This window comes from Pseudomonas sp. GR 6-02, assembly GCF_001655615.1.
Lineage (GTDB): Bacteria > Pseudomonadota > Gammaproteobacteria > Pseudomonadales > Pseudomonadaceae > Aquipseudomonas.
Genome location: NZ_CP011567.1, coordinates 5852061 through 5868746, shown reverse-complemented (window position 1 = coordinate 5868746; position 16686 = coordinate 5852061). Strand labels below are relative to the sequence as shown.

Genomic DNA, 16686 nt, shown 5'->3' with positions numbered 1-16686 from the left:
ATCAGGCAAGTTCGATCCAGTGCTGAGCACGGGCGACCTCCATGAATTGCTCGATGTCGTCACCGAGCTCGGGCACGCCGGGGAACTGTTTGTCGAGCTCGGCGATGATGGCCGCGACATCTCGCTGGCCATCGATCAAGCCACCGATCAGCGCGGCGCTCTCATTGAGTTTGATCATGCCTTCGGGGTAGAGCAATACATGGCCCTTTTGCGCCGGTTCGTACTGGAAACGGTAGCCGGGACGCCAGGTCGGGGTTTTGCTGCGATCAAAACTCATAAGGTGATTCCTTTATGCCAGACCCGCTGTTCGGTCACGCTGTGGTACGGCGGGCGGTTCAGTTCGTAGGCCATGCTCATGGCATCGAGCATGCTCCAAAGAATGTCCAGTTTGAACTGGAGAATTTCCAGCATGCGCTCCTGGCCTTCCCGCGTAGTGTAATGCTGCAACGTGATTGCCAGACCGTGCTCCACATCCCGGCGAGCCTGGCCCAGGCGCGTACGGAAATATTCGTAACCGGCCGGGTCGATCCACGGATAATGCTGCGGCCAACTGTCGAGGCGCGATTGGTGGATTTGCGGCGCAAACAGCTCGGTCAATGAGCTGCTGGCGGCTTCCTGCCAACGGGCCCGGCGGGCGAAGTTGACGTAGGCATCCACAGCGAAACGCACGCCGGGCAGCACCAGTTCTTGGGAGCGCAACTGATCCGGGTCGAGGCCGACCGCTTGCCCAAGACGCAACCAGGCTTCGATACCGCCGTCTTCACCGGGGGCGCCGTCATGGTCCAGCAGGCGCTGAATCCACTCGCGACGAATCTCGCGGTCCGGGCAGTTGGCCAGGATCGCGGCGTCCTTGAGCGGGATGTTCACCTGATAGTAAAAGCGGTTGGCGACCCAGCCCTGGATCTGCTCGCGGGTCGCCCGGCCTTCATACATCGCCACGTGATACGGGTGATAGATGTGGTAGTAGGCGCCCTTGGCGCGCAGGGCCGCTTCGAATTCGGCGGGGGACATTGGGGTGTCAGTCATTGCGGTTCTCCGGGAACAACCGGTGGATTCTTTGGTGTCTGGTCTGACGCCTTCGCGGGCAGGCCTGCTCCCACAGAGATAGCGCTATCCCTGTGGGAGCGTGGCTGGCCCGCGAAGAGGCCATCCGCTACAGCACAATACTCATGCCGTCATAAGCCACTTCAACTTCACGACGGGCCAGCTCCGCACGCTCTGGCGAATCCTCATCGAGAATCGGGTTGGTGTTGTTGATGTGGATAAGCACTTTGCGCTGCTTGGGCAGTTGTTCCAGCACTTCGAGCATGCCGCCGGGGCCGTTCTGCGCCAGATGGCCCATTTCCCGACCCGTGCGCGTGCCGACGCCACGGCGCTGCATTTCGTCGTCGTCCCACATCGTACCGTCTACCAGCAGACAATCGCTGCTGGCCATGATCTTCAGCAGCGGAGCATCGACCTTGCCCAGGCCCGGTGCGTAGAACAGTTTACCGCCGGTGCTCAGGTCTTCGACGATCAGGCCGATGTTGTCGCCCGGATGCGGGTCAAAGCGGTGCGGCGAGTAGGGTGGGGCGGCGCTGCGCAGGGGCAGTGGGGTGAAACGCAGATTCGGGCAGGCCGGGACGGTGAAGCTCTGATCGAGTTCGATACGGTTCCAGTTCAACCCGCCGTTCCAGTGGGTCAGCATGGTGAACAACGGGAACCCGGTGCTCAGGTCTTCATGGACCATGTCAGTGCACCAGACCTGATGCGGGCAACCTTCGCGCAGGCTGAGCAGGCCGGTGGTGTGGTCGATCTGGCTGTCCATCAGGATGATTGCGCTGATGCCGGTATCACGCAGCGCGCGTCCCGGCTGCATCGGCGCGAAACTCTGGAGCTGGGCGCGGATGTCCGGCGAAGCATTGCACAGCACCCAGTTCACGCCATCATCGGAAATCGCGATGGACGACTGGGTACGCGCTTCGGCCCGCAGGCTGCCGTCGCGAAAACCTGCGCAGTTCGCGCAGTTGCAGTTCCACTGGGGGAAACCGCCGCCGGCGGCGGAACCTAGAATCTGGACAAACATGGCCGCTCCATCATTGAAAACTGAAAATAAAAACGCCCCGGCAAGCCGAGGCGTAGCACTGCATTCTCTACCAAACGGCAGAGCTTAGCGGCTTGCGAAGTACATGGTGACTTCGAAGCCGATACGCAGGTCGGTGTAAGCAGGTTTGGACCAGGACATAGAAGCGCTCCTTCAGGTGGATGGGACAGTTGAGACCTACACATATAGTCCACCTCCAGCCGGAGATGTTCAGATAGTTAGGTGGCTATGTTACTCAAAATTACAGAGTGATTGGCTGCGAATCTTTGAGAAAGCTAATTGCAGCGCCGGTAATGATCATTTTGCCACTTGCCAGCGCGTAGTCGGGCAAGGTCCGCTGGCCAGACAGCGCCAGCCACCTTCGGCCCTATTCAGTCGCTGTGCCGCGGCCAGCAAGGCTTTGCGGTCGATCTTCAGAATCGCTTGAGGTAAAAGGCCCAGATAATCCGACGAGTGGCCGGCCAGTTTGCCTTGCCAGAGCAGTTCGGCGGCCTGGGTGTTGGGCAGGGCGGTGCTGTCGAATTGATCGGCCAGGGCTTGGCGTTGGGCGATGAAGGTCAGCTCATCGATGCTTTCGATCATCCTTTCGAGCTCGCCGAGGAATTGTTCGATGTGCTGCAACAAGTCCAGAGGCGCGACGCTCGGCGATTGCACGCCGAACAACAGCCCGGTCTGACCGTTGATCTGGCGCAGGCCACTGAACACCGCGTAACCGAGTTGCAGCTCCACCCGCAAGCGTTGATAGAACGGTGTCTGGCACACGTGTGCGAGCAAGCGCCAGGCAGCTTCGTCGGCGATGTCATGGGTTGCCGTCGGACAAAAGAGTAACAGCGCGTGTTCGCTGGAGCCGGTATCGATGGCGCTCCAGAGATGCTGTGAGCCGATCGATAGAGGTGACGTCGATTGATGGTCTGGCGTTCCCGGCACACGACTCAACGCCAACCCCATCGCCGCTTGCGTCTGGGCCGACAATCCGGTCGCCAGGCCATCCCAGCGCGCACTCGACCAGAGTTGCTGCAAGTCATCCGAGGCTGCGGTGTGCTCAGTGCATAGATCGGGCAACGCCTTGAGCAGCTGTCGAATCGGCATCAATGGGGTGGCCGTCGGTGCTTCCTGTAAGAAACGGGCATCAGGTTTTGTCAGCGCTTTCAGCACATGTTCGAGGACTGTTGGCATCGGCTCCTGCAGGCCCGTCAGTTTCAGCAGCCACTCATTGCCCGATGCGCTGAAGGAAACGTCGACACCGGCCTGACGTGCATCCTCGCGCAACGGCCCCAGGTTGTTTTCCAGATTGGTCTGAAGACGGCCGTGAGGCGCGGACTCCAGGCGCCAGCGCAGATAAACCGCGCCTTCATCCGTGTTATCCGGCAACGCCTGACTGAACTGCATCGGCGAACGTTCGCGGCGACTGCGCGAGCGATCCTGGGCAAAGGTCCGCAGGCCACGGTGGGCGCTGGTCTGGCCGCGAATCAAGCCGGCATTCGGGGCTGGAGTCTCGGTACGCAAAAACGGGTTGGGGGGCGGTAGTTGCCACTGGCCGGTGAAGTTATCCACAGCGCCGATTTGTTGCAGGATTGCCTTGAGGGCGACAACGCCCTGTTCGGACAACCCCGGTTCAAGTTGCTCGCTGTCCCGTTGGGCCAGTTGCAAGGCGCTGCTGACTTGTTGTTGGCGCTGCTGCAGGGCTGCGTATTCTTCGCGCAATTGGGCCCAATCCTGACGGGAGGCAAAAAAGCCCAGCCAATCCAGAAGCCGTTCGCGGATCACGTTGCCCGATTGCGTGGTGTTTGCGGGCAGCGTGAATTCGATGTGCAGCAAGGCTTGCCCAGCGTAGCAGTAGAGCGGCGCAGCTTTCAGGTTGTCTGCCAGCCCGCTGTCTCGCAGCTGCGCGACCAGGCCGCCGGTTTTTGCGGCGGTCAGCCAATGGCACAGGAACGCCAGCGCTTCGGGCGATGAGTCGGGCAGCCCTTCGAAGGTGAACAGCAGATCCAGTCGACGTTCTCCAGCCTGTTGATAACTATTGGCCGATGAATCCATCAACAGGCTGGGCTTTGCCTGGGGGACTTTTTTACCGGCGGGAATGGCAAGGGCAAACGCCTGCGCCATCCCTTTCAATGCTTCGAGACTCTGCGGGCCGGCCAGGCTCAACGTCATTTGCCCGGTCTGATAAAACTGCTGATGGAAGTCCTTCAACGCTTGCTGAAACTCGGGCTGCGGAATCGGCAGGCTGTAACGGTTGCCAGCATGAAACGCCCGTAACGGGTGAGCCGCCGAGAGCCCGTCGAACAGCGCGAATTGCTGTTGGGCTGTGGCATCCCGCGACCAGGCGACAAATTCGGCGTGCAGCACTTCCCGTTCCCGCCGCTGATCGTCCGGATTCATACGCGGATGGGCGAGCATGTCTGACAGACGCTCCAGCCCAGCGCTGAACGCCTGGGGCGGCAGTTCGAAAAAGAAGTCCGTCGTCCGTTCGCTGGTTCGCGCGTTTACCTGCCCGCCATGACCTTGTACGTAGGCCATCAGCCCTTGTCCTGCGGGAAAGCGCTCTGTACCCAGGAACAGCAAATGCTCGAGAAAGTGCGCCAGCCCCGGCCAGGCCGATGGCACGTCGTGACTGCCGGCAGCGACCCGCAACGCAGCGGCGCCGCGCTTCAAACCGGGAGCATGACGCAGCGTCACCCGCAAACCGTTGGCCAGGGTTTCAGTGTGAAGGTGGGGGTGATTCAGCGCAGGCATGAGCACTTCCAGAACAGAGAAGCGCTAATGCTAGCGGATTAGGGGGCGTTCTCAATGAGTTTCCACACTGCGCCGGGGAAACATATTGAGAACGCCCCCTAAGTGGATCAGCGCTTGTTCAGCGCGTCGTAAAGCTCGGGACGGCGATCGAGGAAGTAGCGATTGGCTGCGCGGGAATCGATCATCAGCTGGCGATCCAGCTCACCGACAATCAGCGCTTCATCAAGACCGGCCTGGGCGATACGGCTGCCATCCGGCGCGGCGATGCTGCTCTGGCCGCAATACTGGATCTCGCCCTCGCTCCCACAGTAGTTGGCGTAAGCCACATAACACTGGTTTTCGAAGGCCCGGGCGCGGACGGTGACGTCGGCGATGAAATCGTAGGGAATCATGTTCGCCGTCGGCACCAGGATCAGCTCGGCACCGGCCAACGCCAGACGCCGGGCGTTTTCCGGGAACTCCAGGTCGTAGCAGATCAAAAAGCCAAGCTTCCAGCCATTGAGTTCAACCAACGGAAACTCATCCGACCCGGGGCTGAACATCGAGTGATCGAGGTCACCGAACAGATGAGTCTTGCGGTAGTTGCACAGCCGCTCGCCATGGGCGTCGATCAACTGCACGGCGTTGTAGATCTGCCCATCCTCGGTACGCTCGGGGTAGCCATACAGAATGGCGATCCCGGCTGCCTTGGCGATGCGCGCGATTTGCTGCGCCGATTCACCGTTGTGCACCTCCGCCAGCACGCTGACGGCGTCTATGCCGATGTTGTAGCCGGTCAGGAACATCTCCGGCACCACCAGCAAATCCGCGCCCTTGGCCTCCAGCGCCAGTTGATGCAGGCGTTGCAGGTTGCCTGCGACATCCAGGGGCAGCGGTGGACATTGGTAAAGGGCTACGCGCATTTCGGATTCCTCTTACTCGGGCAGGGCGATCGGACCGATCTCGTTGAACACATCTCCTGGACCCGGGTTTTCAGCGTGAGTTTCACCGCCGAAGTGTTTCATGATGCCCCACACCGCGTTGAGCGAGGTCTGCACCGCGCCTTCAACCCACGCCGGTGTCCATGAAACGTCATCGCCGGCGATGAAAATCCCGCGTTGCTCGGGCGGCATGTCGTCCTGCATGAAGTGCGCGTACATGCGCTGGTTGTAGCGGTAGTGACCGGGCAGGGCGCCCTTGAAGGCCCCGAGGAAATGCGGGTCGGCTTCCCACGACACGGTGATCGGATCGCCGATGATCCGCGCGGCGATGTCGACTTTCGGGTAGATCTTCTTCAACGCATCCAGCGCCAGCTTCACGCGCTTTTCCACTGGCTGTGGAAGCATTTTCAGGGCGTCGCTCATCCATGAGTACGACAGGCAAATCACCCCAGGCTTGTCGTCGCCGTTATCGAACAAGTACGTGCCACGGGTCAGGCGATCAGTGAGGGTCATGCTCATCAGGTCGCGGCCGGTTTCCGGGTCTTTGTCCTTCCAGAACGGGCGGTCGACCATCACGAAAGTTTTCGACGACTGCATGTAGCGGGTACGGTCCAGGGCCATCCACATCTTTTGCGAGAACAGGCTCTCGTCGCATTCGATCTGGGTGGTCAGCAGCCAGCTCTGGCAAGTGGTCAGCACCGCTGCGTATTCGCGGGTGTCGCCCCAGTTGTCGGTGACCGCAAAACGGCCGCCTGCCGCGTGGGCAATTTTCTTCACGCCGGTACGCGGTGCGCCGTTGTGCAGCGAGCTGAGGCTGGTGCCTTCCGGCCAGTGCACGCAACGCTCCGGCACATGGCGCCAGATGCCTTGCGGCACTTGTTCCACGCCGCCGACCACCAGGTGCTGGTGATCGTCGCAGTTGGTCATCACCACGCGGAAGATTTCCAGCATCGAGTTGGGGAAGTCCGAGTCCCAGCCACCGGTGCCGAAACCGACCTGGCCGAACACTTCGCGGTGATGGAAGGAGAGCTTGGCGAAGGCTTTGGAGGTGGCGACGAAATCGTAGAACGTGCGGTCGTCCCACAACGGCACCAAGGTGTTCCACAATTCCTTGAGGCGCGGCACGTCGCGATCGCGGATCGCCTGCTGGATCTCGCCGAAGCGCGAACCGTCTTCCAGGGCATCGGCCCAGGCGTCAGCGACTTCCTGGAACAGTGCAGGAAGATCCGCCAGTTTCTGTGCGTAATGGGTTTTGCCTTCCAGATCGATCACCGTGCTGCCAGACGCGGGGGTCAGCGGGTTCGGGAAGGGCTTGGTCTCGAGGCCGAGTTTGTCGACGTAGTGATAAAACGCAGTGGACGACACCGGGAAGCGCATGCCGCCGAGCTCGGCGATGATGCCTTCGGCACCGTTGAACGCCTGGGAGCGCAGACGACCGCCCATTTTCGAGGCTTCGTAGACGACAGGTTTGAGGCCCAGTTTCATCAGTTCATAGGCGGCCACCAGACCGGCAATGCCAGCCCCGACAATCGCCACTTCGGCGCCGTGATTGTGCGCTGGAATGCTGCCCAGCCCGGCCGGGTGCTCGATCCAGTCGTCGAAGGCGAAAGGAAAGTCCGGGCCGAAAATAGTGACTGGTTTTTTACCGTCTGCAGGATGGCGATTGTTCTTGTTCATGGCTGACCTTGCTGGCGACCCGACGCAGGATGCGCGTCTGAGTATAGGAAAAGATGGCAGCCATTCTAGAGAGCGTAGAACACGTTAATAAGACGCAATGTGTCGTCGTTTTGCTAATTATTTTATCAATATGACGATTTATCACTACATATTGTAGGAGCGAGGCTGCCTGCGAAGAGGCCCGACCAGACACCGAAGACCTACCGGCAGAAATTCAAACCGGCTGCCCCCGATCAATCTTGCTGCTCAGGATGATCGAAGTCGTCGTTTTCTCCACCCCATCCACACTGCCGATCTGATCCAGCAACTGATCCAGCTGCTCCGGCGAATCGGTGCGCAACCACGCCACATAATCAAACTCGCCACTCACCGCACACAGCTGCTGCACCTGAGCCATGGCGCTAAGTCGTCGCAGCACTTCCTTGCCAGACCTCGGTTGCACCGTAATCCCGACGTAAGCCTGCAATCCGCCATCCACCACACGCTGACCCAGTCGCACACCGTAACCGGTGATCACCTTGGCCTTTTCCAACCGGGCCAGGCGCGAAGTAACGGTGGTCCGGGCGATGCCCAGTTGCCGGGCAAGCATGGCCACACTTTCACGGGCATTGATCTGCAAGGCGGCGATCAATTGGCGGTCGATTTCGTCGAGAACGGGCGGGCGAGTGTCAGGCAAAGGGGTATCTCCAGCGGTACAGAGCAATGGGCAGGCATATTACAGGCAGTCCATGCCCTCAACGGGTTAATTGGATGGACACAAATTGTCACTCGTAGTCGAATGCGCAACCAGGGGCTGTGAAGCGAGGGGATCGAAATGAAGAGCATGCCTGCGGCTCTGCGCGACTATGCACTGCAGATTGCCAATCACGAAATGGGGCATTACGTCGTAGCCCGAGCCCTGGGTTTTGAAACGGGTGATGTGACCCTGAAAGTGACCATGGGCCTGACGCATCATGGCGGGGCCTCCATTACCTTGACGCGGTCCATTTCGTCGCTCGACGCCATGAAGGAACATTTGGAAGCCCGGATAATGGTCCTCTTCGCTGGCGCCATGGCGCAGACCTTGCCTGCAAAGCACTCGCCCGAGAAACGCGTCGATAAGTCGAAAGCGGCAGCCATCCTGAAAGGAGAGTTTGGAGCGGAGCAGGATCACGCAAAAATAAGAGAGTTGCGGTACTTGCTTCGAAATATCGCCTATCCCGATACGGACCCAGCGTCGTCTGATCGCATCATTGCTGAGCTGACAGACATTAATGATCGCTTGTGGTTGCGCACTCAAGAAATCGTCGAGGTGTTGGCCGATACGATTACTGGATTGGCGGGGCTTTTGGTGGAGCGCATGGTCATTGTGGAGCAGTGGGGGCGGCCGGCGGATACGTATGAGGTTGTGTTGACGGGGGAAGTGCTTGAGCGGTTGCAGCCGGTGCAGGCGATCCCTTCATTGGGTGTTTGGACGTAAGCTGATTGGCAGCGACGTCCGGAGAGTATCCCGTCGAAAAAAAGCCCAACAAGGCGGAAAAGTGCCCAAATGCGCCCATTACGCAATTCTCGGAGTTTGCCTACAACCTTGGCGGACGTCATCCGATAACCCGCCGTCCGCGCAAAATATAACCTAGACGACAGGCAGGAAAAATGACGCACGACCCGCCTCGGAGCCGCGCACAAGGCGCGATCTGATCCCGACAGGAAGACGCTGTATGTCCTTACCTCCCACGACTCAAGCCAGCATTGAACAGTTGCACCGAGACGTGGCTGCTTTGGCTGAAGACATGCGTAGCCCGGCCCCCACCGCGACCCGAGCGATACTACTGCCGTTCGGGCTCGGCGCCGCGCTGGCCCAGGTGACCTTTCATGTGCGCTAGATCCGTGCTGTCTAGGATCAGAATTAGGCCGCGCCCGCAGAGTTGGCAAGGCTGGTCAATGTGGCATTACACATTTCCGACGCACCTGGCCTGCGTTACAGCCGCCACCGATCATTTAGCAGTGATTTTGGCGGCATCTAACCAACGTTAGGAGTTACCAGTATGTTCAAAGTAACCCCCAATCCACCGGCAAGGTCCAACGCTAAGATCATCGATCAACGCGCTGTTGATCGACTGTTGTCCCATATGATTTTGGGTCAGAGACGGCACCGAGAAATCGTGCCAGGGCTTCAGTCCCCCTCCGTGAACCGCCGCCGCGTCAGGAAAAGCACCACGCCCAGCGGCACGGCCAGCAGTGCTAGCAGTTCCAGGTCAAAGCCCAGCACCTGCTGCTCACCAACCTTGAAGATGCTGACCAAGCCCGTTGCCAGCAGCGTCAAACCCAGCCACTTGCGCAACGGGTACGGTTTCAGAAACTGAACGAGGATCGCGCCCAGCACCAGAAGGACGATAGTTTGCATGATGTAGGGCATGTGCAGTTCCTCAGACCTTGATGACCAGCGTCACGACAGAGCGCTGTGGGCCAATCCCGCCATGGACCTCTCCCTCGATGCTGACCAGCACGTCACCTGCATGCAGGTTCGGCAGGGCCCCTTTGAGGTACCAGTTGACACCTGTCGTCACGACTGCACCTGAAGCCCAGCCAATGAGCGGCCCGCCCAACGCACCTACCTTCCCTGCAACGCCACCTGAGGCCGCAGCAATTCCCTTGGCGACGTTGCCGCGCATAGTGCTGATAGCATCGGCCTGCTGCCGGGTGAGGGGATTGGAAATGCAGACTGTCAGCAGGCATGGCAGGTTTCGAGCCTGCATTCGGTCGTACATATCGACGACTAAGCTGTTGACTTGGTAATGGGCGCGTTTTGCTTCGCCAAAGTGCAGCTCGCGCAGGCGACCTCGGTCGCTTTCCATGAGGGTGATTTGAGACAGATTGAAGACGATCCCTTCCTCGGACCTGTACTGCGTGGTCTTCTCGAACTTCATGCGCGTATCCATTCGTGCAAAAAGACGATGATTTTCTACAAGCGGTGACTAAGATGCAAACCGTCTTTGATGTGAGGCCCCCAGGGAATTTGACGTCTGCACGGGTCTCATCGCCAGCTACCGCACCCCCGCAAGGTCAGTTTTCGGTCAGCGGCAACAGCGACGGCTCATTCGGCGTCCGAAAGTGTGCTGTGGGACCTGAAGCAAGAGAACAATAGCTTCGACCTGGATTCGGCTTACGATCAGTATGATCGTGCTCGGGAGATGTCAGCTGCGTTGGAGCTGGGCACTATGCTGGGACGGTACTCCTTCGCGGTGCCGGATGAGGTTGCACGCGGTGAGTTGCGGCTGTTGCGCAATCCAGAGGATGACCTGTAGGCCAAGGCACCTCCTTGAAGCGCCTTGGCGGCTGGCGAACCAGCACTGTACCTGAATTGTACCCTTGGACCCTGGGACTGTATCTGTGGTGGACCAGCCAGAAACGCGAAAGCCGCGCAATGCGCGGCTTTGGAGTTGGTGGGCCCACACGGACTTGAACCGTGGACCAAAGGATTATGAGTCCTCTGCTCTAACCAACTGAGCTATAGGCCCTCAGTAGGCCGCGGATTATAGCGATGGTTTCTCGGCTGTGCTATCCGAAAAATCCGATACGGCTATACGAAGAAACGTCGCGGCGAATTCGTCGGGGGAAAGTGGCAGGCTGACGATGTAGCCCTGGATCTGTTCGCAGCCTTCGGCGGTGAGGAATTGTTGCTGGGCGTGGGTTTCGACGCCTTCGGCGATGACGGTGAATTGCATGCTGCGGCCCAGGGCGATGATTGCGCGGACAATCGCCGCGTCGTGCGGGTCGTCCGGCAAGCCGCGGACGAAGGACTGGTCGATCTTGAGGATGTCCAGCGGCAGGCGTTTGAGGTAGCTCAGGGACGAATAACCGGTGCCGAAATCGTCGATCGCCAGCTGCACGCCCAGGCGTTTGAGTTGGTGCAGGACCGTCAGCGCTTCTTCGGCCTGGCTCATGATGAAGTTTTCGGTAATCTCCAGTTGCAGAAAATCAGGTTTGAGGCGGTTGTCCTTGAGCAATTGCTCGATCCGGCCGAGCAGGTTCGGCTGGCGTAATTGAGCGCCCGCCAGGTTGACCGAGAGTGGGCCGAGGCACTCATAGACCTGATTCCACTCGTACATCTGCTGGCAGGCAGTCTCCAATACCCAATCACCGATTTGCAGGATCATGCCGTTTTCTTCGGCCAGGGGAATGAAGTGCTCGGGGGGCACATCGCCAAAGGTTGGGTGATGCCAGCGAATCAGCGCTTCGGCACCGACCAGCCGATGATCCTTGAGGCTGATTTTGGGTTGGTAGTACAAAAACAGCTCATTGCGCTCGATGGCGCGTCGCAGTTCATGCTCCAGTGCCACGCGTTCGCTGGCCTGGGCGGTGAGGTCGCGGGTGTAGCTTTCAACCCGGTTACGGCCCTTGGCCTTGGAGCGATACATCGCGGCATCGGCGTTCTTGACCAGCGTGGCAACGTCGCAGCCGTCCTTGGGATACAGGCTGGTGCCGATGCTGGCGCTGATGAAAAACTCGTGCTCGCCGGCCTGGAAAGGGGCGCTGAAGCAATTGAGCAGCTTGGTGGCAATGTTGTCGGCATCGCTGGCCTGTTGCAGGCCGGGGAGCAGGATGATGAATTCGTCGCCACCCAGCCGCGCCACGGTATCGATATCGCGCAACTGCTCCTTGAGGCGTACGGCGATGCCTTTGAGCAGCAGGTCGCCGACCGGGTGACCGAGGCTGTCGTTGATGTGTTTGAAACGGTCCAGGTCCAGGAATAGCACGGCGCCTTGGCCACCGTTTTCCTGCTGGTTGTTCAGCGCGGTCAGCAGGCGGCTTTCGAACAGTGTGCGATTCGGCAGGCCGGTCAGCGGATCGTGGTGCGCCTGGTAGTCGAGTTTGGCTTGCGCATGCTTGAGGCTGGAAATGTCCGCGAACACCGCGACAAAGTGGGTGATGAGTTTGTCCCGGTTGCGCACGGCGCTGATGGTCAGCCAGCTCGGGTAGAGCTCGCCGTTCTTGCGCCGGTTGGAAATCTCGCCTTGCCAATGACCTTCGGCGGTCAGTTGATGCCACATCGCAGCATAGAAGGCGCTGTCGTGCAGGCCCGAGGCGAGCAGGCGAGGGGTGTGGCCCAGTGCTTCGGTCTCGCTGTAGCCGGTGATTTCGGTGAATGCCCGATTGACCGCGCTGATGTGCTGTTGGGTGTCGGTGATCAAGACGCCCTCGGCGGTGCTTTCGAACACGGTGGCGGCCTGTTGCAGTTTTTCCTGCATCAGGTGCCGCTCGGTAATGTCCCGGGCGATGGTCAGCATGCAGTCTTCATCGCCGATGGGCAGTGGCCGGCTTGAAACTTCGCAGAGCCGGATCTGCCCGTCCTTGCGGCGGATGTGGCAACTGAAATCGCGGACGAAACCATCCCGGTGCAGCAATTCGAGCATCTGTTTGCGCTCGTTGAGATTGACCCAGATCCCCAGGTCCAGCGCCGACCGATCTACCGACATCGCACTGTTGAACCCGGTTATACGGCTGAAACCTTCGTTGACCTCCAGCAGCAAGCCGTCGCTCTGCCGGGACAGCAGCAAGCCGTCGGGGGAGGCGTGGAAGGCCTTGGCGAATTTCTCTTCGGAGGTTTGCAGCTGTTGCTGGGTTTCCTTGAGCTGACTGATGTCTCGTACGACGACCACCAGGGCCGGGGTCGTGTCGAGGTCGAAAGGCTCGGCAGAGATCAGGCCGGTAAACACCTGGCCATTGTTGCGGCGAAAGGGCATCTCCAGGTTGCGGATACTGCCGGCCTGCAATCGCTGCAGCAAACCCGGTCCCACGCCAGGAACGCCCCAGATGTTCAGGTCGGTGGCCGTCTGGCCTATGACGTCTTCGGCCTTGAGGCCGATCTGTTCCTCGAACGCTTCGTTGACTTCCAGCAGGCAGCCATCGGAAAGCCGTGCGATCACCAGAATATCCGGGCATTGCTGGAACACTGAGGCGAACTTCTGTTCCGACAGGCGCAGCGCCTCTTCGGTGCGTTTGGCTTCGCTGATATCGATCATCAGCCCGCGCAGGACCGGTTCACGGCCATGTTCGATCAGGCTGACGATATCGCGGACCCACAGGCAACGGCCATCAGCGGTGATGACCCGGTAATCGACGCTGTGATCGCGCCCGGCCGCCACTTCACGGTCGCAGAACGCCTGGGCCCGAGTGAGGTCCGCGGGGTGGATGATGTTGCGCCAGAAGCCCGGAATCAGCCAATGGGACAGGGGATAACCGAGGAGGTCCTGGGCGTGGGGCGACACGTAACTGTAGGTGTAATCGCTGATCTGCGCTTCCCAGGCGATGGCTGAAAGACTCTCCACCAGCCCGCGGTAATGGTATTCGCTGCTGCGCAGCTCCTGTTCCAGGTCGACCCTGCGGGCAATTTCCGAACTCAGTCGGCGGTTGATCCGGATAACCACTGCCAGAACGACGATCAGAAGCAGTAGTCCTGGAAGGCCGTACATCAGCACATCGGACCAGAAGGTTCGATGATCGAGGACATTACCGACCCAATGTTCCTGGATGGCACTGATTTCACTCGGGCTCATGTCTGCCAGGACTTTGTCCAGGATACTGACCAGCAGCTTGTCGTTCGGCGGGACGGCCATCGCCAATTGATAGCGGTAGGGCGTTTCACCGCTGACGTAGAGCCCTTCGAGCTTGAGCTGGCGCAGGCTCCAGACGCTGGAGGCAAGATCGCCCACGACGGCGTCCACCGCATCGGTGGCAAGTGCCTGCAGCGCCGAGCTGACATTGGGCATTGCCACCAGATTCAAGTCGGGATGCTGAGTGCGCAACAGTTCATGGGGAGCGTAGTTTTCCACCACGGCGATCTTCAGCCCGTACAGATCTTTGAGTTTGCGCGGTTGGGGGCCTCCGACGTGGGCCAGAATGACAATCGGAAAATCGAGGTAGGGGCGGGTGAACGACAGATAGGTCTGGCGCTCGGGGGTCGACATGATGCCCGGCAAGATGTCTAGCTTGCCTTGTTTGGCCTGCTGCAGCACTTCAGTCCAGCTGACCGGTTCGATGGGCGTGAGTTTGATGGCCAGCCGTTGCCGGATGACGTTGATATAGTCCGCTGCCAGGCCCTGATAACGCCCATGATCGTCGCGAAACTCAAACGGCGGCCAGGAGGCATCGACGCCCAGGCGCAATTCCGGGTGAGCCGCCAGCCAGCTACGTTCTTCGTCGGTCAGAGTCAGCGCGCCAGCCGTTGCGGTCCAGGTCATCAGCGACAGCAAAAAAAGCACGGTCGACCATCTGGGCATAACGGTCTCGTTATGGCTTTGGGGGAATGCTTCGAGTGTAGACGGGCTATTCGGCGGGTGGGACGTGCGGGGCATTTAATCTGCATAAAGCAAAACCCCCGGCCTGGGCCGGGGGTTCTGTGATCACTCGTCGAGGAAGGAGCGCAAATGCTCGCTTCTCGTCGGGTGGCGCAGCTTGCGCAGCGCCTTGGCTTCGATCTGACGAATCCGTTCACGGGTCACGTCGAACTGCTTACCAACCTCCTCGAGGGTGTGGTCGGTATTCATGTCGATACCGAAACGCATGCGCAAAACCTTGGCTTCACGGGCAGTGAGGCCGGACAGGACTTCGCGTGTCGCTTCTTTAAGGCTCTCAACGGTGGCGACATCGATTGGCGACTGCATGGTCGAGTCTTCGATGAAGTCACCCAGATGGGAGTCTTCGTCATCACCGATCGGGGTTTCCATGGAGATCGGCTCTTTAGCGATCTTCAATACCTTGCGGATCTTGTCCTCAGGCATTTCCATGCGTTCGCCCAGCTCTTCCGGGGTCGGTTCGCGACCCATTTCCTGCAACATCTGCCGGGAAATACGGTTGAGCTTGTTGATCGTCTCGATCATGTGCACCGGAATACGGATGGTGCGGGCCTGGTCGGCGATCGAGCGAGTGATCGCCTGACGGATCCACCAGGTGGCATAAGTCGAGAATTTGTAGCCGCGGCGGTATTCGAACTTGTCTACCGCTTTCATCAAGCCAATGTTGCCTTCCTGGATCAGATCGAGGAACTGCAGGCCACGGTTGGTGTACTTCTTGGCGATGGAGATCACCAGACGCAAGTTCGCTTCGACCATCTCTTTCTTCGCGCGGCGGGCCTTGGCCTCACCGATCGACATGCGACGGTTGATGTCCTTGATCTCGGCAATCGTCAAACCGGTTTCGGTTTCCAGCGCGGTCAGCTTCTGCTGGCAACGAATGATGTCCGGTTGCAGGCGACCAATGGCTTCAGCGTATTTGCTTTTGCCTTTGGCCAGTGCATCGCTCCAGCTTTCGTCGACTTCATTGCCCGGGAACTGGCGCAGGAAGTCGGCACGCGGCATGCGGGCATCACGAACGCACAATTGCATGATCGCGCGCTCTTGCTGACGCAGACGATCCAGGGCACTGCGAACACGCTCGACCAGGCCTTCGAATTGCTTCGGCACCAGTTTGATCGGCATGAACAGCTCAGCCAGGGCCAACAGCTCGGCAATCGCAGCCTTGTTGTAGCGACCGTGCTTTTTCAGCGCCTTGCGGGTGATTTCCATCTGATCGGCGACAGCGCCAAAACGCTGTGCGGCGATGACCGGATCCGGACCGCTTTCGGCTTCTTCTTCGTCATCGCTTGCTTCGGCGTCATCGTCGTCGGTGTCGTCGTCCGCTTTCACGGCTTTCGGGTCGACAGGCGGTGGCACTTCGGCTGCAGGCGGCGCAATGCCGTCGTCCGGGTCGATATAACCGCTCAGGACGTCGGACAGGCGGCCACCTTCGGTGGTGACGCGAGTGTACTCGGAGAGAATATGGTCAACCGTGCCAGGGAAGTGCGCGATTGCGCCCATCACTTCGCGGATGCCCTCTTCAATACGCTTGGCGATTTCGATTTCGCCTTCACGTGTGAGGAGCTCTACCGTACCCATTTCACGCATGTACATGCGCACTGGGTCGGTGGTGCGACCAATGTCGGTCTCGACCGCTGCCAACGCTGCTGCTGCCTCTTCGGCCGCGGCTTCGTCGGTATCGGCGTCGGCCAGCATAAGGGAATCCTTATCTGGCGCAACCTCGAATACGTTGATCCCCATGTCATTGATCATGCGGATGATGTCTTCCACCTGTTCCGGATCTGAAATATCCTCCGGCAGGTGGTCGTTGACCTCCGCGTAAGTCAGGTAGCCCTGCTCACGACCAAGTGTGATCAACTCTTTGATACGAGACTGCTGTTGCGCTTTTCCGGACATAACACCCTATCCACTGAAGGTCTTGGCGGGCAAAAAACAA

14 protein-coding genes and 1 tRNA gene are annotated in these 16686 nt (G+C 59.5%); 2 read left to right on the top strand and 13 right to left on the bottom strand.

Features of this window, described 5'->3' with window-relative positions:
- Position 1: 1 nt before the first annotated feature.
- The 8 genes from pqqD to PGR6_RS26075 all read right to left on the bottom strand — a co-directional run bounded on the left by pqqD (position 2) and on the right by PGR6_RS26075 (position 8092).
- On the bottom strand, positions 2-277 hold the full coding sequence (gene pqqD, locus PGR6_RS26105) for a pyrroloquinoline quinone biosynthesis peptide chaperone PqqD (RefSeq protein WP_018928829.1): 276 nt from the start codon (positions 275-277) through the stop codon (positions 2-4).
- Positions 274-1026 carry a pyrroloquinoline-quinone synthase PqqC gene (gene pqqC, locus PGR6_RS26100; RefSeq protein WP_007936521.1) on the bottom strand — a complete coding sequence of 251 codons (753 nt, stop codon included), beginning with the start codon at positions 1024-1026 and terminating at the stop codon, positions 274-276. Before pqqC ends, pqqD begins: the two co-directional genes overlap by 4 nt.
- A gap of 127 nt (positions 1027-1153) precedes the next feature.
- Entirely contained in the window at positions 1154-2065 is a 912-nt protein-coding gene (gene pqqB / locus PGR6_RS26095) for a pyrroloquinoline quinone biosynthesis protein PqqB (protein WP_018928830.1), read from the bottom strand.
- Positions 2066-2149: 84 nt separating this feature from the next.
- Complete coding sequence (gene pqqA / locus PGR6_RS29750; RefSeq protein ID WP_009045898.1) at positions 2150-2224, bottom strand: pyrroloquinoline quinone precursor peptide PqqA; 75 nt, start codon at positions 2222-2224, stop codon at positions 2150-2152.
- 156 nt (positions 2225-2380) lie between these two features.
- Positions 2381-4819, bottom strand: a complete 2439-nt coding sequence (gene pqqF, locus PGR6_RS26090; protein WP_064620783.1) for a pyrroloquinoline quinone biosynthesis protein PqqF — start codon at positions 4817-4819, stop codon at positions 2381-2383.
- Between the two features lie 107 nt (positions 4820-4926).
- Positions 4927-5721: a carbon-nitrogen hydrolase family protein gene (locus PGR6_RS26085; RefSeq protein ID WP_019650322.1), complete on the bottom strand. Its 795-nt coding sequence runs from the start codon at positions 5719-5721 to the stop codon at positions 4927-4929.
- A gap of 12 nt (positions 5722-5733) precedes the next feature.
- Positions 5734-7416 (bottom strand): flavin monoamine oxidase family protein, encoded by a 1683-nt coding sequence (locus PGR6_RS26080; protein WP_018928833.1) that lies wholly within the window; start codon positions 7414-7416, stop codon positions 5734-5736.
- 214 nt (positions 7417-7630) lie between these two features.
- Positions 7631-8092 carry an Lrp/AsnC family transcriptional regulator gene (locus PGR6_RS26075; protein WP_007980298.1) on the bottom strand — a complete coding sequence of 154 codons (462 nt, stop codon included), beginning with the start codon at positions 8090-8092 and terminating at the stop codon, positions 7631-7633.
- Positions 8093-8230: 138 nt separating this feature from the next.
- On the opposite strand from PGR6_RS26075, the gene PGR6_RS26070 reads away from it, so the two are divergent.
- Both PGR6_RS26070 and PGR6_RS30270 read left to right on the top strand, forming a co-directional pair.
- Entirely contained in the window at positions 8231-8875 is a 645-nt protein-coding gene (locus PGR6_RS26070) for a hypothetical protein (RefSeq protein WP_064620780.1), read from the top strand.
- Between the two features lie 238 nt (positions 8876-9113).
- Positions 9114-9278, top strand: coding sequence for a hypothetical protein (locus PGR6_RS30270; protein WP_168206189.1), 165 nt, complete (start codon positions 9114-9116; stop codon positions 9276-9278).
- Positions 9279-9568: 290 nt separating this feature from the next.
- On the opposite strand, the gene PGR6_RS26065 is transcribed toward PGR6_RS30270, so the two are convergent.
- The 5 genes from PGR6_RS26065 to rpoD form a co-directional block, all read right to left on the bottom strand.
- Positions 9569-9811, bottom strand: a complete 243-nt coding sequence (locus PGR6_RS26065; RefSeq protein ID WP_018928836.1) for a hypothetical protein — start codon at positions 9809-9811, stop codon at positions 9569-9571.
- 10 nt (positions 9812-9821) lie between these two features.
- Positions 9822-10322, bottom strand: coding sequence for a hypothetical protein (locus tag PGR6_RS26060; protein WP_064620776.1), 501 nt, complete (start codon positions 10320-10322; stop codon positions 9822-9824).
- A 514-nt stretch (positions 10323-10836) separates the two neighbouring features.
- Positions 10837-10913, bottom strand: a tRNA-Ile gene (locus tag PGR6_RS26050).
- A gap of 15 nt (positions 10914-10928) precedes the next feature.
- Positions 10929-14675 carry a bifunctional diguanylate cyclase/phosphodiesterase gene (locus PGR6_RS26045; protein ID WP_064620773.1) on the bottom strand — a complete coding sequence of 1249 codons (3747 nt, stop codon included), beginning with the start codon at positions 14673-14675 and terminating at the stop codon, positions 10929-10931.
- 123 nt (positions 14676-14798) lie between these two features.
- Entirely contained in the window at positions 14799-16646 is a 1848-nt protein-coding gene (gene rpoD / locus PGR6_RS26040) for an RNA polymerase sigma factor RpoD (protein ID WP_007936542.1), read from the bottom strand.
- Positions 16647-16686: the final 40 nt, after the last annotated feature.

What these genes read in the sequence shown, in the direction of transcription:
- PGR6_RS26070 (WP_064620780.1), top strand. Translation starts at nt 8,231, where the DNA reads ATGAAGAGCATGCCTGCGGCTCTGCGCGACTATGCACTGCAGATTGCC.
- PGR6_RS26045 (WP_064620773.1), bottom strand. Translation starts at nt 14,675, where the DNA reads ATGCCCAGATGGTCGACCGTGCTTTTTTTGCTGTCGCTGATGACCTGG.
- rpoD (WP_007936542.1), bottom strand. Translation starts at nt 16,646, where the DNA reads ATGTCCGGAAAAGCGCAACAGCAGTCTCGTATCAAAGAGTTGATCACA.
- PGR6_RS26085 (WP_019650322.1), bottom strand. Translation starts at nt 5,721, where the DNA reads ATGCGCGTAGCCCTTTACCAATGTCCACCGCTGCCCCTGGATGTCGCA.
- pqqB (WP_018928830.1), bottom strand. Translation starts at nt 2,065, where the DNA reads ATGTTTGTCCAGATTCTAGGTTCCGCCGCCGGCGGCGGTTTCCCCCAG.
- PGR6_RS26060 (WP_064620776.1), bottom strand. Translation starts at nt 10,322, where the DNA reads ATGAAGTTCGAGAAGACCACGCAGTACAGGTCCGAGGAAGGGATCGTC.
- PGR6_RS26065 (WP_018928836.1), bottom strand. Translation starts at nt 9,811, where the DNA reads ATGCCCTACATCATGCAAACTATCGTCCTTCTGGTGCTGGGCGCGATC.
- PGR6_RS26080 (WP_018928833.1), bottom strand. Translation starts at nt 7,416, where the DNA reads ATGAACAAGAACAATCGCCATCCTGCAGACGGTAAAAAACCAGTCACT.
- pqqF (WP_064620783.1), bottom strand. Translation starts at nt 4,819, where the DNA reads ATGCCTGCGCTGAATCACCCCCACCTTCACACTGAAACCCTGGCCAAC.
- pqqC (WP_007936521.1), bottom strand. Translation starts at nt 1,026, where the DNA reads ATGACTGACACCCCAATGTCCCCCGCCGAATTCGAAGCGGCCCTGCGC.
- PGR6_RS30270 (WP_168206189.1), top strand. Translation starts at nt 9,114, where the DNA reads ATGTCCTTACCTCCCACGACTCAAGCCAGCATTGAACAGTTGCACCGA.
- pqqD (WP_018928829.1), bottom strand. Translation starts at nt 277, where the DNA reads ATGAGTTTTGATCGCAGCAAAACCCCGACCTGGCGTCCCGGCTACCGT.